We start from the raw sequence: 15,307 nt of genomic DNA on the forward strand, positions 1-15,307 counted from the left end.
GTGCGCGGGCGCGACGGGCGCGACGGGCGGCACCGGACGCCCCGGAAACGCGGCCGGTCCGGAGGGACGTCGGCGGCGCACCGGTCGAGGCCGCGGGTGTGAGCTCTGCAAGACTGCGAGCATGGTTGAACCTCATGTCGTGGTGATCGGTGGCGGCATCGCCGGCCTGACGGCCGCGTTCGCGGCCTGCGCGGATGCCCGGGTCACGCTGCTGGAGGCGTCGGCGCGGCTCGGCGGGAAGCTGCGGGCGGGTGAGGTCGGCGGAGTACGGGTCGATCTCGGGGCCGAGTCGATGCTCGCCCGGCGTCCCGAGGCGGTGGAGCTGGCCCGGCAGGTCGGCCTGGCCGGGGCACTGGAGCCGCCGAGCACGGCGAAGGCCGCGATCTGGACCAGGGGCGCGCTGCGGCCGCTCCCCGGTGGACAGGTGATGGGCGTGCCCGGCGACCTGGACGCGCTGGCCGCCTCCGGGGTGCTCTCCGACCCGGGGCTGGAGCGGGTCCGGCACGAGCAGGCCACCGCCCCCGTCGACGGTGACGTCCCGATCGGCGCGTACGTCGCCGCGCGACTCGGCCGCGAGGTGGTCGACCGGCTGGTGGAGCCGCTGCTCGGCGGCGTCTACGCCGGGCACGCCGACGAGATCTCGCTGCGCGCCGCCGTCCCCGCGCTGCTGCCGGTGGCCCGGAGCGGCGGCTCGCTGCTCGACACCGTGCACGAGCTGGCGACGCGGCCCACGAGCGCCGGACCGGTGTTCCAGGGGATCGAGGGCGGTATCGGCACGCTCCCCGAGGCGGTCGCCGCCGCCTGCCGCGAGGCCGGCGCCGACCTGCGCACCGACAGCCCGGTGGACGAGCTGCGCCGCACCCCCGGGGGCTGGCGGGTCGTCACCGGCGGCGAGAGCCTGCACGCCGACGCGGTGGTACTGGCCGTCCCGGCCCCGCAGGCCGCCCGGCTGCTGCGCACCGACGCACCCGGTGCGGCGGCCGAACTGGACGCCGTCGAGTACGCGGGCATGGCCCTGGTCACGCTGGCCTTCCGGCGGGCGGAGCTGGACGTGCCGCTGACCGGCAGCGGCTTCCTGGTGCCGCCGGCCGACGGCCGGGCGATCAAGGCGTCCACCTTCTCCTCCAACAAGTGGGGCTGGCTGGACCGCGGTGCGCCCGACACCTTCGTGCTGCGCACCTCGCTGGGCCGCCACCGCGAGGAGCACGCCCTGGACCTGCCGGACGAGGAGCTGGTCGCCCGTTCGCTGGCCGACCTCGGGGCGGCGGTGGGCCTGCGTGCGCGGCCGTACGACACCGCGGTGACCCGCTGGCGGGGCGGTCTGCCGCAGTACCCGGTGGGCCACCTGGAGCGGGTGGAACGGATTCGCGCGCAGGTGGCGCGGGTCGGCGGCCTCGCGGTCTGCGGTGCCGCCTACGACGGGGTGGGGATTCCCGCCTGCATCGCCAGTGCCCGCCGGGCGGTCGACGAGGTGTTGACCCCGGCGCCCGGCGCACACGTCACGGAAGGGACAATGGGCGCATGACTGAGTCCACTGAACAGCAGCCCGAGAAGAAGAAGGCCCGCGACCTCAACAAGGTCATCCGCTACACCATGTGGTCGGTGTTCAAGCTCAAGAGCGAGCTGCCCGAGGACCGCGCCGCGCTGGCGGCCGAGGTCGAGGAGCTCTTCGAGCAGCTGGCCGCGAAGGACGTCACGGTGCGCGGCACCTACGACGTGTCCGGCCTGCGTGCCGACGCCGACGTGATGGTCTGGTGGCACTCCGGGGACTCGGACAACCTGCAGGAGGCGTACAACCGCTTCCGTCGCACCGGCTTCGGCCGCGCCCTGGAGCCGGTCTGGTCCAACATGGCGCTGCACCGCCCGGCAGAGTTCAACAAGTCGCACATCCCGGCGTTCCTCGCCGACGAGGTCGCCCGCGAGTACGTCTGCGTGTACCCGTTCGTGCGCTCCTACGAGTGGTACCTGCTGCCCGACGAGGAGCGGCGCGCGATGCTCGCCGAGCACGGCAAGATGGCGCGAGGCTACCCGGACGTGCGGGCCAACACGGTGGCGTCGTTCGCGCTCGGCGACTACGAGTGGCTGCTCGCCTTCGAGGCGGACGAGCTGCACCGGATCGTCGACCTGATGCGCGACCTGCGCCCGTCCCGCGCCCGGCTGCACGTCCGCGAGGAGGTCCCGTTCTACACGGGCCGCCGCAAGCCGGTCGCCGAGCTGCTGAACGGCCTGGTCTGAACGGCCTGGTCTGAACGGCCTGGTCTGAGCGGTCTGGTCCGGGCGGGCCCGGGCTGAGCAACCACCGGGCGCGGGGCCGCTGCTGCGGAGCCCCGCGCCCGGCGGGCGTCGTCGGACCGGCCTCAGTTGCGCAGGGCTGCGCGGAGCCGGGCGTCCGGCAGGGCGGCGGGGCCGACCATGGCGACGGCCGTGAGCAGTTCCTGTTCGGTGCCGCCCGGGGCCGAGTGGACCGCGTGCAGTGCCTGCTGCCCGGCGTGGGTGGCCCAGCGGGTGTAGGGGTGGACGTCGACCCGGGCCATCAGCAGCGTCCCGCTGGTGAGGACCAGGGGCAGGGCGAACCAGGCGACGGCGGCCCCCGCGTCCCCCGGGTCGGGCGCCAGCGCAATGGACGTCCCGAGCAGGAGCAGGCTCAGCAGCAGTGCCTGCCGCACCTGGCGGACCGCCGTCGAGGTGGCCTCCTGGACGATCGCCGGGGTGGCCAGGCCCGCCAGTACCAGCCGTCCGCCGATCTCCAGCACGGCCGGGTGGGTGGCGAGTTCGGCGCGGAGCCCGGAGGTCCGGCACTGGCCCTCGGGGCCGATGCCCTCGATCAGCGTGCGCTCCAGCCGGTTGCGGCCCTGCGGGTCCACCACGCTGGTCCAGCCGGTGTGCGCCAGGTGAAGCCGCCCCTGGGCGGCCATCAGCACCAGCGCCAGATCGACCACCCGCGCCGGGCCCCCGGCCAGGTACGCGGTCTCGTACAGGCCGATCCCGGTGGCGTCGGAGGGCCGGCCGGTCTCGGCCCCGGAGAGTGCGTCTGCGGTTGCTGTCACCCTGACCAGCCGGAGGCAGGAGAGCGCGGCAGCCAGGAAGGCGGGTATCAGAAAGAGCAACCACATGGGGCTGTTTCTAGACCTGACCGGCCGTTCGGGGAAGTGAATTTCCGGTTCGTGATATCGAACTGTGACCGCCGGGCGGCTCACGAACCGCAGCTGGAGCCGCAACTGCTCCCGGACGAACAGCTGCTGGACGAGCAGCCGCTGTGCCCCGACGAGCAGCTGTGACCGGACGAGCAGCTGTGGCCGTGCGAGCCGCCGCTGTGGCCCGAGGAGGAACCGCAGCCGCTCGACGAGCCGCAGGAGGAGCCGTGCGAGCCGCCGTGCGAGCCGCCGGAACCGCTGTCGGGCGAGGAGGACGAGCACCAGGCCACCGCCGCCCCCGCGTCGGCGCCGAAGGCGGCTCCGTAGAGGGGGTCGTTCGAACCGCCGCCGACCGCCGAGCGGGACCGGTCCTTCAGCACGCTGCGCAGGTCCTCGTCCTCCAGTGTCTCCACGCCGTCCAGCGCGACCGCGCCCAGGAGCACCGCGGTGGCCGCACTGGCCCCGACGGCCGGCCGCCACGGCGAGGAACCGGTCTTCATCAGGCTCAGCTGGCGCAGTCCGGCCGGGGTGACCCGGCTCCTGCCCGGCCTGGTCGCGGTCAGCCAGACCGCCCCGAGCAGCAGCAGCCCGAAGAAGGCGAAGAACGGCGGCGTACTGGTGTCCCGGTCCGGTGTGGGCTGGGTGGCCCAGAGGACGGTGGTCAGCACCCCCAGCACCACGGTGACCAGCAGCGAGAGCTGGAGCACCCGCCGGGCCCGGACGACGGCGCGGTACAGCTCGGGCCGCCGCATCAACCCGCGTTCGGCCAGCCGGTCGCCGATCTGCTGGATCTCCGGGCTGCGCATCACCGCCCGCCGCAGCAGGGCCAGTTCACGCTGCCGGTTCGGGCCGGCGGCCTCGATCAGCACGACCTCGGCCGGGTCCTGCGGATGCGGGTCGGTCACGGTGGCCAGCCCGTCCCTGGAGACGATCAGCCGGCCCTCCTGCTGCATCCGGACGATCACCACCTCGGCGGCCCGGGCGGGGCCGCCCGCGAGGAAGGCGGCGTCCGGCAGCGGCAGGCCGCGGCCGGGCAGTCCCTGCGGCTTCGGTACCCGGCGCATCCGCTGCAGCGCGCTGGACGTCCACAGGCCCGCGCCCACCAACAGGGCGGTGGCGGCGGCGAACTCGGTGTACCACATCTCGGTTCCCCCGTACGTGAGTCGAACCACCGGGCCGGGTGAGGCGGTCCGGTGCTGGTGCTGGTGCTGGTGCTGGTGCTGGTGCTGGTGCTGGTGCCGGCGCCCGCTGCCTGCGGCGGGTGCGGGTGCGGGTGCGGTGGTCGGCCGGCTGTGCGGGCCCGGTCAGCCGTGGAAGCGGCGCCGGCGGCGGCGGGGCGGTTCGGCGGGCCGCAGCCAGCGCTCCAGGGCGGGGCGCCAGGGCGTGTCCGGTGCGCCGACGGCAGCCCAGTCGACCGCCCACTCGGCGAAGGCCCGCGCATCCGCCCGGTAGCCCCCGACGGCCGGCCCCTGCTGCGCGTACCTGCGGAACAGCGGACGGTACTGGGTGCCGAGGATCCGCGGGACCTCCGGCGCCACCCTGGCCACGGTGTCCCGGCGCTTGACGAGCAGGCCCTGGGCCTGGATCCGGACCTGTTCCCGGTCGAAGCCCTCCGGCACCGGGCCGCCCGCGACCAGCGCGGACAGCAGCTCGGCCTGGCGCCGCGCCAGCTGTGCCCGGGCCACCACCAGCTCCGGGTCGCCCCCCTCGGCCAGGTACTCGAAGTGCTCAGACATGCTCCAACTCCCCGTCGAGTACTGCGCGGATCGCGTCGAGCTCACCCGCCAGTTCGGCGGGCGGCGGGTAGTGGTCGTCCCGTTCCAGCAGGACGCCGGGTGGCACGGCCCGCTCGCAGAGCTGGGCCAGGACGTCCAGCACGGGCCCGGTCACCGGGTGGGCGTGGGTGTCGTGCCAGACCCCGTCGACCTCGATCCCGCCCGCAACATGGACGTAGGCGACGGCCTCCAGCGGCAGCCGGTCGAGTTCGGCGGCGACGTCCAGGCCCAGGTTGACCCGGTTGGTGTGCAGATTGGCGACGTCGACCAGGAGCCGCACACCGGTCCGCTCGACGAGTTCGGCCAGGAACTCGCCCTCGGTGAACTCGTCCTCGGGCCAGGCCAGATGGGCGGCGATGTTCTCCAGCGCCAACGGCACCGGGAGCTCCTGCTGGGCGATCCGGACGTTCTCCGCGATCACCCGCAGCGAGTCCCGTGAGCGCGGCACCGGCAGCAGGTGGCCCGCCTCGACCCCGCCCGCCCGGACGAACGCCAGGTGCTCGGTGACCAGCGGGGCATCCAGGGCCAGGGCCGCCGTGGCCAGCCGCGACAGGCGGTCGGGATCGGGCGGTTCGGCGCCGCCGAGGCCCAGTGCCACCCCGTGCGGGACGGCGGTCACGCCGCGCTCCCGCAGCACCCGCAGCGACTCGGGCAGCTCACCGGCACGCAGGTGGTCGAGGCAGAGGTTCTCGGCGACCACCTCGACCCAGTCCAGGCCGGGCAGCCGCTCCACCACGGTGTCGATCTCTGCCCGCCAACCGATCCCGACTCCCAGTCGGGGCAAGGTACTTGCAGAAGACGTCATAAGGATCCGCCCCCTTTCGGAGGGCTCGCCGAACAGCGTCGGACAGAACAATTGAGTCAGAGAATGGGATGTACGTGTCATCAGACCGGAGAGAGGGCGTCGTTGCGCTCTCACGTCCCCCTTGCAGAGGGTCTATCCGGGGCGGCCGGTTGCCAACCCGCACCCGGCAAACTCAGAGCTGAACTTGAGCTTTCCACCACCCGGTGAGAACCGGATGCGCGCGGTCGCGGCCGATGGCCACCGTGACCGGCATGCGACCCTGATGATCCGTGACGTCCGTCCCGCCGACGCCGAGGCGGCCTCCGCCGCGTACAGCGGGGCCGCCCGCACCTCCTGATGACTCCCGACGCCGTCCGCCGGACCGTCGCCGACGCCGCCTTTGGCCGGCACGACCGCCTGCTGGTCGCCGAACCGGTCGGCCGGCCGCCTTCGCCGCGGTCCACCCGGACGGCGCCCGCAGCCGGACGCCGCTCAGGACACCTGCACCCCGTGCGCCCGCGCGAGACCGGCCAGGCCGTCCGACCAGCCCTGGCCGACCGCCCGCAGCTTCCAGACCTCGTCCGGCGTGCCCGCCCGGTGGCGGTACAGCTCGGCGACCAGCATCGCCGAGACCGCCGGGTCGGCGGGCGGCCGGAAGGCCCAGGCCGAGCCCGCGGCGCCGCGCACCTCCAAGGTCGCCCCGAGCAGCTCGGCGCAGCTCGCGCCGGTGTCGGTGTCCATGTTCACCGACACCGCGACCCGGTGGACCGCCGCCGGGAGGGCGAGCAGCCGTACGGTGGCGCTCTCGGTGGTCCGGTCGCCGCCCGCGCCCTGCTTGGGGTGCAGGACCACGGCCCCGCGTTCGGCACCGGGCTGGTGGTAGAAGACGAAGTCCTCGTCGCCGCGGACCGTGCCGTCGGCCGTGAGCAGCAGCAGCGTCAGGTCGGCCTCGGCCCCGGCGGAGCCGAACCGCACCGACAGCTCGGCGAGTTCGGCGGCCGGCAGGACCACGTTCGCGCCGGGGGTGAGCGGCACCGGCTCGGTGCCGGGCGCGGCGGCCCCGGCCGGTGCGGCCTGGGCGGGGAGGGGGAGGGTGGCGGGACCGAGCCGTCCGGGCAGCCCGTTCTCCTTGAGCAGCTGGACCAGCATCGGCCCGTCGATCAGGGTCAGCGGCTTGCCCTCGACCCACCGGCGGGAGCCGGGGCCGAAGCCCGAGGTGGTGACCAGGATGCCCTTGTTGGCGCCGAAGTGGGCCATGGTCGCGTCGAGGTCGCGGACGGCGGTCGGGCTCACCGTCTTGCGGTAGCGCTTGGCCTGGATCACGAACAGGCCGCCGGTGATCGGGTCCGGGTTCTCGGCGATGACGTCCACGCCGTCGTCCCCGCTGCGCTCGGTGGTGCGGGTCTGGTAGCCGAGCCGGCGGAACAGCTCGGCGAGCAGCTTCTCGAAGTCCAGCGGGTCCATCGCGAAGAGGTCGGGGTCCTCGTCGGAGCCGTCCGTCCCGAAGCTGCCGACCTCCTCGGCGAGCCGCTCGGTGCGTACCGCCTCGGGCTTCTCCGGCCGGGCCGAGAGCCGTCCCTGCAGGCCGTCCACCAGGCAGTCGATCGCCTCGACCCGGTCGAGCGCGACCGCGCCGAAGACCGCCCGCTCGACCGCCACCGAGACCAGGTAGCGCTGCTCCTCGCGCCCGGTGGCCGGGTCGACCGCCTCCACGAAGCCGTTGAAGACCACCGAGGCGAGGCGCCCGTCGGCGTCCGCCAGGAACAGTTCGGCGAGCACCCGCAGCGCGCACTGGGCCAGCACCTCGCGGTAGACGGCCTTCCGCTCGGTGGCGGACCGGGCGACCTCGGCCTCCTGGTCGGTGGACTTCACGTAGCGGTACCTGGCGATCTCCGGGACCACCTCGAAGCCCGGCAGCCGCCAGTCCACCACGAGCTGCCCGGCGGCCTCGTCCCAGGCGGTCACGCAGTCCTGCGGGAACCCCTCCGGCCAGTCCTCGCGCCAGCCCAGCGCGGTCTCGAAGAACTCGGCCACCGCGGCCGCCGAGCCGCCCCGCAGCTCGGCGGCCAGCCGGACGGCCTGCTCGGCGTGGCCGGTCGCGGCCCGGCGTCGGTCGGCGGCCCAGGCCTCGTACTGCGCCCGGTACTGGTCGAGTTGCTGCCGCCGCTGCTGGTCGGCGGCCTGGGCGGCGTGCCAGTCCTGCTCGAACCGGGCCCGGGCGTGCGCGGACTGCTCGTCGTACTGGCGCCGGGCGGTCGGGTTCGCCGCCTGCAGGCCCGTCAGCGGCGGCACCAGGTAGCGGGTCTGGTCCGGCATCGGGACCGGGACGCCGAGCGGCCCGGGGTCGAACGGCGGCACCACGGCCGGGCGTTGCAGGTTCGCCAGTGCGAACACCGGCCCGCCCAGGCCGCTCTGGAGCACTCCGCGCAGCGCGGCCACGCGCTCCTCCAGCTCGGCGGTGCGCCGGGCGGCGTCCGCCTCCCGGCCCTGCTGGTAGGCGCGGAGCGCCTCCTTCTGGCCCTGCGCGGCGGCCCGTTGGGCTTCGCGCTGCTCCCGCTCGTACTGCCGCTGGGCGGCCACCGCGGCCCGCCGCTGCGCCTCCTGCTGCCGGGCCTGCTGGCGCTGCGCCTCAGCCAGTATGGTCAGTACTCCTGAGCTGCGTCGCCGTGCCACCCCTGGTCCCTCTCTCGCCCGTTCTGACAGATGATCAGTCTGGCAGATGAGCCGGGCCCGCCGGCACGTGTCCGGCAACGCCCCCGCGGGGGCGCCCCGGCTCGGAGCGCCCCCGGGCAGCCGGCTACGGGGCGGGCTTCAGGGTGAGCGAGATGCTGTTGATGCAGTACCGCTGGTCGGTCGGGGTGCCGTAGCCCTCGCCCTCGAAGACGTGCCCGAGGTGGCCGCCGCAGCGCGCGCAGCGGACCTCGACCCGCCGCATGCCGTGCGACTCGTCGGCCAGGTACTCCACCCGGTCCTCGGCCAGCGGTGCGTAGTACGAGGGCCAGCCGCAGTGGCTGTCGAACTTGGTCTCGCTGCTGAACAGTTCGGCTCCGCAGGCCCGGCAGCTGTACACGCCCACCGTCTTGGTGTCGGTGTACTCGCCGACGTGCGGCGGCTCGGTGCCGGCCTGGCGGAGCACGTGGTACTCCTCGGGGCTGAGCTGGGCGCGCCACTCGGCGTCGGACTTCTCGATCTCGTAACTCATCGCGGGCTCCTCGGCGACGTCAGGGCTCGGTTCAGGCGTTGGTTGCAACGCTCGCGAGGTGCTCGAGGATTTCCGGGCCGAGGTTGGTGACGTCGCCCGCACCCATGGTGAGCAGCAGGTCGCCCGGCCGGGTCAGTCCGGCCAGCAGCGCGGGCGCGGCGGCGAAGGCGTGCTCGGCGCGGACGTCGGCACCGGCCCGGCGGGCGGCGTCGATGATCAGCTCGCTGGTGACGCCGGGGATCGGGTCCTCGCGGGCGGGGTAGATGTCGAGCACCACCGAGGCGTCGGCCAGCGCCAGGGCCCGGCCCATCTCCTCGGCCAGCTGCTGGGTCCGGCTGAACAGGTGCGGCTGGAAGACCACCAGCACCCGCCCGGTGGCCGCCTCGCGGATCGCCTCCAGGTCGGCGGTCATCTCGGTCGGGTGGTGGGCGTAGGAGTCGATCACCTGGACGCCCGCGGCCTCGCCCTTGAGCTGGAGGCGCCGGCGGACGCCGGTGTAGCTGCCGATCGCCTTGGCCAGGTCCTGCGCGGGGATGCCCAGCGCGACACCCGCGGCCAGCGCGGCGACGGCGTTGTGCGCGTAGTGGCGGCCGGGGACGGAGACGGTGAAGGTCAGCTCGGCGCCGTCGAGCTCCACGGTGACCTCGCTGGTCATGCCGCGCGGGGCCACCGAGAGCACCCGGACGTCCGCGTCCTCGGCGGAGCCGACGGTGACCAGGTTCAGCCCGCCTCGGCCGCGCACCCGGGAGGTCAGCTCGCGGGCACCGGCGTGGTCGGCGGAGATCACCAGGGTGCCGCCGGACACGATCCGGCCGACGAAGGTCTCGAAGGACTCGTAGATCTCCTCCATCGACCCGTAGTTGGCGTGGTGGTCGAGCTCCACGTTGAGGATGATCGCGACCTCGGGGGCGTACTTGTGGAAGCTGCGGTCGCTCTCGTCCGCCTCGGCCACGAAGATGTCCCCGGCGCCGTGGTGGGCGTTGGAGCCGGGGGCGTCCAGGTCGCCGCCGATCGCGTACGAGGGTTCCAGGCCCAGCTCGGCGAGGCTGACGGCGAGCATGCTGGTGGTGGTGGTCTTGCCGTGCGTCCCGGCGACGGCGAGCGCCCGGCGGCCGCCCATCAGCGCGGCCAGCGCGTCGGAGCGGTGCACCACCGGGATGCCGCGCAGGTGGGCGGCGGCCAGCTCGGGGTTGTCGGAGCGGATCGCGCTGGAGACCACGACGCTGCTGGTCCCGGTCGGGAGGTGCTCGGCGGCGTGGCCGACGTGGACGTCCGCGCCGAGGGCGCGCAGCGCCAGGACGGTCTCGGACTCCTTGGCGTCGCTGCCGGAGACCTTGGCGCCGCGGACCGCGAGGATCTTCGCCAGTCCGGACATGCCGGCGCCGCCGATTCCGATGAAGTGCGGGGCGTGCAGGTCGTGCGCGGCGTCGTTCAAGGCGTGCTCCGTACGAGGTCGGGCCGGCGGGCGTGGCCGAGTGGGGCGGTCGGGCGTGGTGAGACGCGAATCGTCCTTGCGGGCGTTCCGCAAGGACGATTCTGCACTACCGGGACGGGGACCTTCAGGAGTCGCTGGCGAACAGCTTGAGGACCGGGACGCCGACCTTGTGTCTCGCCTGGGAGGCCCAGTCGCGGTGGAAGAACTCCTCGACGAAGTGCGGGGAGGTCAGGACCAGGACCTCGTCGGCGCTGCTGTGCTCGACCACCTCGCGCAGCCGGTCCAGCGGATTCTCCTCGACCACCTCGCCGCTCGCCTCGGCCCCGGCGGTCCGCAGGTGGCGCAGGCTGTGCTCCAGGGACTCGCTCGCGACGGTGGGGGCCCCGGACTCCTCGTGCTCGTGCACCGCCTTGTCGAGGTGGCCCAGGGCCACGTCGTCGAGGGCGCGGAGCAGCTCGTCCTGCTTGCCGCGGGGCTGCATCAGGACGACGAACGAGACCTGCTCGTCGCCGTGGAGCGTGGTGACCAGTTCCACATCGGCGTCGGAGAGCGCCTTTTCGATCATCAGTACCGTCTTGAACACGTGAGTCCCTTCGCAGTCGCAGGCCCCCGGGTCCGGTGTCCCCTCCCATAGTGCCCGGCGGATGCTTTCCTCACGCTGCACACGCGCCACATGAGCCACGGGTGGGGCGGGGTCACCGGGCCGGATCCCGAACGGGCGGGGAGGACGGGGCCGCCGGGCGTAGATACCGGGTGAAGAGGAAACCTTTCTGCTCCAGCAATGACACCAGTCGCATCCGCTGCACGCCAGGGATTTCCGCGCCCTGGGCGATCCGCGGCGCCCCGCCCCCGGTGAGCAGCGGCGCCAGCGAGAGGCAGAGCTCGTCCAGCAGCCCGGCCGCCACCAGCTCGCCGAGCAGCCGGGGGCCGCCCTCGGTCAGCTGGCGGGTCCAGCCCCGCTCGGTGAGCGCGGCCACCGCCCGGGTCACGTCGACCGAGCCCTCGCCCGCGACGACCACGTCGGCGACCTCGGCCACCGCACGGCGGGCGTCGGCGGGGGAGTCCTCGGTGGTGATCACCACCGTGCGCACCACGGGCTCGGTGAACAGCGGTGCCGACAGGTCGAGCGCCAGGCTGCGGGAGACGATCGCGACGGCCGGGGCCGGCGCCTGCCCGGCCTCCTTGCGGGCCGCCGCGAACTCCGCCCGGGCCCGGGCCGGCCGGTAGCCCTCGGCGCGGACCGTCTCGGCGCCGACCAGCACCACGTCCGAGAGCGCCCGCAGCACCCCGAAGATCCGCTTGTCGGCGTCCCCGGACAGGCCCTCGGAGAGCCCTTCGAGCCGGGCGCTGCCGTCCAGCGAGGCGACCATGTTGGCCCGCAGCCAGGCCCGGCCCTGCCCGACCTGTTCGGGGTACGCGTACACGGCGGCCAGCGACTCCAGGGACGAGACGTCCTGCCGGGGCGGGCCGAGCGGGCTGATCAGTTGATGCATGGGACCGAGTCTTCCACGGAGGCGCGTACCCTTTACTGACGTGCCCGCTGCCTCACACCCCGACACCACGGCCGCCCCGGCGTCCGCCGACGCCATAGCCGCCGCCGGACCGGTCGCCCTCGCCGACCGCCGGCCCCTCGTGCCCGCCGAGCGGCTGGTCGCCGAGATGGTGCCGCCACCGCGGTTCGCCGGCGTCAGCTTCGGCAGCTACCTGCCGGACTCCTCCCAGCCCAGCCAGTACGAGGCCGTCCAGGTCCTGGAGCAGTTCGCCGCCTCGCTCAACAGCGGGAGCACCACCCCCAGGCGGAGCTGGTTCCGCCGCGCCGCCCCCGCGCCCAGCGGGCCCGCCGGGATCTACCTCGACGGCGGCTACGGCGTCGGCAAGACCCACCTGCTCGCCTCGCTCTGGCACGCCACGCCGGGCCCCAAGGCGTTCGGCACCTTCGTCGAGCTCACCAACCTGGTCGGCGCGCTCACCTTCAAGGGCGCCGTCGAGACCCTGTCCGGGCACCGGCTGCTGTGCATCGACGAGTTCGAGCTGGACGACCCGGGTGACACCGTGCTGGTCTCCACCCTGCTCAGCCGCCTGGTCGAGAACGGCGTCAAGCTCTGCGCCACGTCCAACACCCTGCCCGAGAAGCTCGGCGAGGGCCGGTTCGCCGCCGCCGACTTCCTGCGCGAGATCCAGGGCCTGTCGGCCCACTTCCGCCCGCTGCGGATCGACGGCCAGGACTACCGCCACCGCGGCCTGCCCGAGGCCCCGCCCCCGTACACCGACGAGGTGGTCACCGAGCGGGCCGCGCGCACGCCGGGCGCCTCGCTGGACGACTTCGACGGTCTGCTGGAGCACCTCAAGGCCGTCCACCCCAGCCGCTACGGCGCCCTGCTGGACGACGTCCAGGCGGTCTTCCTGCGCGGTGTCCACCAGGTCGACGACCAGTCCACCGCCCTGCGCCTGGTCGTCCTCGCCGACCGGATGTACGACCGCGAGCTGCCCATCACCGCCTCCGGCCTCCCGTTCGACCAGGTCTTCACCGAGGAGATGCTGCGCGGCGGCTACCGCAAGAAGTACCTGCGCGCGATATCCCGCCTGGTCGCCCTGGCCCGGGACAGCGCCAAGTCCGCCTGACGCCGGCGGGCGGCCGCCCCGGTGCCCGGGGACGGGAGGGGGCGCGACTCGGCCGGCGCTGCCGCCGCCGGACCGGACCGGTGCCGCGCCTGCGTCCTTTGCGTGCCCTTCGCGGGCCGGGACCGGTACCGGCCGGTCCGCGTTGTCGGTGGCGGGTCGTACGGTGGACTCGTGCGACCCATCACGAGTATCGAGCGGTCAGTGGCGCCCTTCGAGGTCGTCAGCCCCTACCAGCCCAACGGCGACCAGCCGACGGCCATCGCCGAGCTGGAGCGCCGGATCCGGGCGGGCGAGAAGGACGTCGTCCTGCTCGGCGCCACCGGCACCGGCAAGTCGGCGACCACCGCCTGGATGATCGAGAAGCTCCAGCGTCCCACCCTGGTGATGGCGCCGAACAAGACCCTGGCCGCCCAGCTGGCCAACGAGTTCCGCGAGCTGCTCCCCAACAACGCGGTCGAGTACTTCGTCTCGTACTACGACTACTACCAGCCCGAGGCGTACGTCCCGCAGACGGACACCTACATCGAGAAGGACTCCTCGATCAACGAGGAGGTCGAGCGGCTGCGCCACTCGGCCACCAACTCGCTGCTGACGCGCCGCGACGTGGTCGTGGTGGCCTCGGTCTCCTGCATCTACGGCCTCGGCACCCCGCAGGAGTACGTGGACCGGATGGTCCCGCTCAAGGTCGGCGAGGAGATCGACCGGGACGCGCTGCTGCGCCGCTTCGTGGACATCCAGTACACCCGCAACGACGTCGCCTTCACCCGCGGCACCTTCCGGGTCCGGGGCGACACCGTCGAGATCTTCCCGGTCTACGAGGAACTCGCCGTCCGGATCGAGATGTTCGGCGACGAGATCGAGGCGCTCTACACCCTGCACCCGCTCACCGGCGAGATCATCAGCCAGGACGACTCCGTCTACGTCTTCCCCGCCTCGCACTACGTGGCGGGCCCGGAGCGGATGGAGCGCGCGATCACCGGCATCGAGAAGGAGCTGGAGGAGCGCCTGGCCACCCTGGAGAAGCAGGGCAAGCTGCTGGAGGCCCAGCGCCTGCGCATGCGCACCACGTACGACATCGAGATGCTCCGCCAGATCGGCAGCTGCTCCGGCGTGGAGAACTACTCGATGCACTTCGACGGCCGCGAGCCCGGCACGGCCCCCAACACGCTGCTCGACTACTTCCCGGAGGACTTCCTCCTGGTGATCGACGAGTCGCACGTGACGGTGCCCCAGATCGGCGCGATGTACGAGGGCGACGCGTCCCGCAAGCGGACGCTGGTCGAGCACGGTTTCCGGCTGCCCTCGGCGATGGACAACCGTCCGCTGAAGTGGGAGGAGTTCCTCGGCCGGATCGGGCAGACGGTCTACCTCTCCGCGACACCCGGCAAGTACGAGCTCTCGCGCGGCGACGGCGTGGTCGACCAGATCATCCGTCCGACCGGCCTGATCGACCCCGAGGTGATCGTCAAGCCGACGGAGGGCCAGATCGACGACCTGGTGCACGAGGTGCGCAAGCGGGTCGAGAAGGACGAGCGGGTCCTGGTCACCACGCTGACCAAGAAGATGTCCGAGGACCTGACCGACTACATGCTCGGCCTCGACATCCGGGTCCGCTACCTGCACAGCGACATCGACACCCTGCGCCGGGTCGAGCTGCTGCGCGAGCTGCGGGCCGGCGAGTACGACGTACTGGTCGGCATCAACCTGCTCCGCGAGGGCCTCGACCTGCCCGAGGTCTCCCTGGTGGCGATCCTGGACGCGGACAAGGAGGGCTTCCTGCGCTCCGGGACGTCGCTGATCCAGACCATCGGCCGCGCCGCCCGCAACGTCTCGGGCCAGGTGCACATGTACGCGGACCGGATCACCCCGGCGATGGAGCTGGCGATCGAGGAGACCAACCGCCGCCGCGCCGTCCAGCAGGCGTACAACGAGAAGCACGGCATCGACCCGCAGCCGCTGCGCAAGAAGATCGGCGACATCCTGGACACCCTGGCCCGGGAGGACATGGACACCGAGGAGCTGCTCGCCACCGGCTACCGCGGCAGGGAGAAGGGCAAGGCCGCTCCGGTGCCCGCGCTGGGCGCCGACCGCAAGCCGGCCAAGAGCCTCCCGGCGGCGGAACTCGCGGATCTGATCCAGCAGTTGACGGACCGGATGCACAACGCCGCGGCGGAGCTCCAGTTCGAGGTCGCGGCCCGCCTGCGGGACGAGATCGGTGAGCTGAAGAAGGAGCTGCGGCAGATGCGCGAGGCCGGGATGGCCTGACTTCTGCGCGGTGCCGAGGTCTCGTCCCCGGTGCGAGCGGGTAGGCCATCGACAGACGTGTACCCGCAGGCCCTAGGCTGGCCTGCGGGT

Annotated in this window: 12 protein-coding genes and 1 pseudogene; 5 read left to right on the plus strand and 8 right to left on the minus strand. The window is 73.3% G+C overall.

Annotated elements, in window-relative coordinates:
* Positions 1-121: 121 nt before the first annotated feature.
* Positions 122-1,525 (plus strand): protoporphyrinogen oxidase, encoded by a 1,404-nt coding sequence (hemG, locus tag ACFC1R_RS11300; RefSeq protein WP_375936300.1) that lies wholly within the window; start codon positions 122-124, stop codon positions 1,523-1,525.
* On the plus strand, positions 1,522-2,235 hold the full coding sequence (hemQ, locus tag ACFC1R_RS11305) for a hydrogen peroxide-dependent heme synthase (RefSeq protein WP_375936303.1): 714 nt from the start codon (positions 1,522-1,524) through the stop codon (positions 2,233-2,235). Before hemG ends, hemQ begins: the two co-directional genes overlap by 4 nt.
* A 122-nt stretch (positions 2,236-2,357) precedes the next feature.
* On the opposite strand, the gene ACFC1R_RS11310 is transcribed toward hemQ, so the two are convergent.
* The 3 genes and pseudogenes from ACFC1R_RS11310 to ACFC1R_RS11320 all read right to left on the minus strand — a co-directional run bounded on the left by ACFC1R_RS11310 (position 2,358) and on the right by ACFC1R_RS11320 (position 5,714).
* A complete protein-coding gene (locus ACFC1R_RS11310) occupies positions 2,358-3,113 on the minus strand; it encodes a TIGR04222 domain-containing membrane protein (protein WP_375936306.1) in 756 nt (251 codons plus the stop codon).
* Positions 3,114-3,193: 80 nt separating this feature from the next.
* Entirely contained in the window at positions 3,194-4,276 is a 1,083-nt protein-coding gene (locus tag ACFC1R_RS11315) for a TIGR04222 domain-containing membrane protein (RefSeq protein WP_375936309.1), read from the minus strand.
* Between the two features lie 162 nt (positions 4,277-4,438).
* A pseudogene (locus ACFC1R_RS11320) lies at positions 4,439-5,714 on the minus strand (DUF692 domain-containing protein).
* A 214-nt stretch (positions 5,715-5,928) separates the two neighbouring features.
* On the opposite strand from ACFC1R_RS11320, the gene ACFC1R_RS11325 reads away from it, so the two are divergent.
* Entirely contained in the window at positions 5,929-6,051 is a 123-nt protein-coding gene (locus ACFC1R_RS11325; RefSeq protein WP_375936312.1) for a hypothetical protein, read from the plus strand.
* 134 nt (positions 6,052-6,185) lie between these two features.
* Here the strand turns inward: ACFC1R_RS11325 and ACFC1R_RS11330 are convergent, their stop codons facing one another.
* The 5 genes from ACFC1R_RS11330 to ACFC1R_RS11350 all read right to left on the minus strand — a co-directional run bounded on the left by ACFC1R_RS11330 (position 6,186) and on the right by ACFC1R_RS11350 (position 11,823).
* Positions 6,186-8,366 carry a restriction endonuclease gene (locus ACFC1R_RS11330; protein ID WP_375936315.1) on the minus strand — a complete coding sequence of 727 codons (2,181 nt, stop codon included), beginning with the start codon at positions 8,364-8,366 and terminating at the stop codon, positions 6,186-6,188.
* Between the two features lie 124 nt (positions 8,367-8,490).
* On the minus strand, positions 8,491-8,895 hold the full coding sequence (gene msrB / locus ACFC1R_RS11335) for a peptide-methionine (R)-S-oxide reductase MsrB (RefSeq protein ID WP_375936318.1): 405 nt from the start codon (positions 8,893-8,895) through the stop codon (positions 8,491-8,493).
* 31 nt (positions 8,896-8,926) lie between these two features.
* Positions 8,927-10,330, minus strand: a complete 1,404-nt coding sequence (gene murC / locus ACFC1R_RS11340) for a UDP-N-acetylmuramate--L-alanine ligase (RefSeq protein ID WP_375936321.1) — start codon at positions 10,328-10,330, stop codon at positions 8,927-8,929.
* 124 nt (positions 10,331-10,454) lie between these two features.
* Positions 10,455-10,913, minus strand: a complete 459-nt coding sequence (locus ACFC1R_RS11345) for an indole-3-glycerol phosphate synthase (protein WP_375936324.1) — start codon at positions 10,911-10,913, stop codon at positions 10,455-10,457.
* A gap of 112 nt (positions 10,914-11,025) precedes the next feature.
* The gene (locus tag ACFC1R_RS11350; RefSeq protein ID WP_375936327.1) at positions 11,026-11,823 is read right to left on the minus strand and encodes a pyrimidine reductase family protein; all 798 of its coding nucleotides are present in this window, start codon (positions 11,821-11,823) and stop codon (positions 11,026-11,028) included.
* On the opposite strand from ACFC1R_RS11350, the gene zapE reads away from it, so the two are divergent.
* Both zapE and uvrB read left to right on the plus strand, forming a co-directional pair.
* On the plus strand, positions 11,822-12,952 hold the full coding sequence (gene zapE / locus ACFC1R_RS11355) for a cell division protein ZapE (protein WP_375936330.1): 1,131 nt from the start codon (positions 11,822-11,824) through the stop codon (positions 12,950-12,952). The genes ACFC1R_RS11350 and zapE overlap by 2 nt on opposite strands.
* A 171-nt stretch (positions 12,953-13,123) precedes the next feature.
* Complete coding sequence (uvrB, locus tag ACFC1R_RS11360) at positions 13,124-15,217, plus strand: excinuclease ABC subunit UvrB (protein ID WP_375936333.1); 2,094 nt, start codon at positions 13,124-13,126, stop codon at positions 15,215-15,217.
* Positions 15,218-15,307: the final 90 nt, after the last annotated feature.

Source organism: Kitasatospora sp. NPDC056138 (assembly GCF_042264695.1).
GTDB lineage: Bacteria > Actinomycetota > Actinomycetes > Streptomycetales > Streptomycetaceae > Kitasatospora.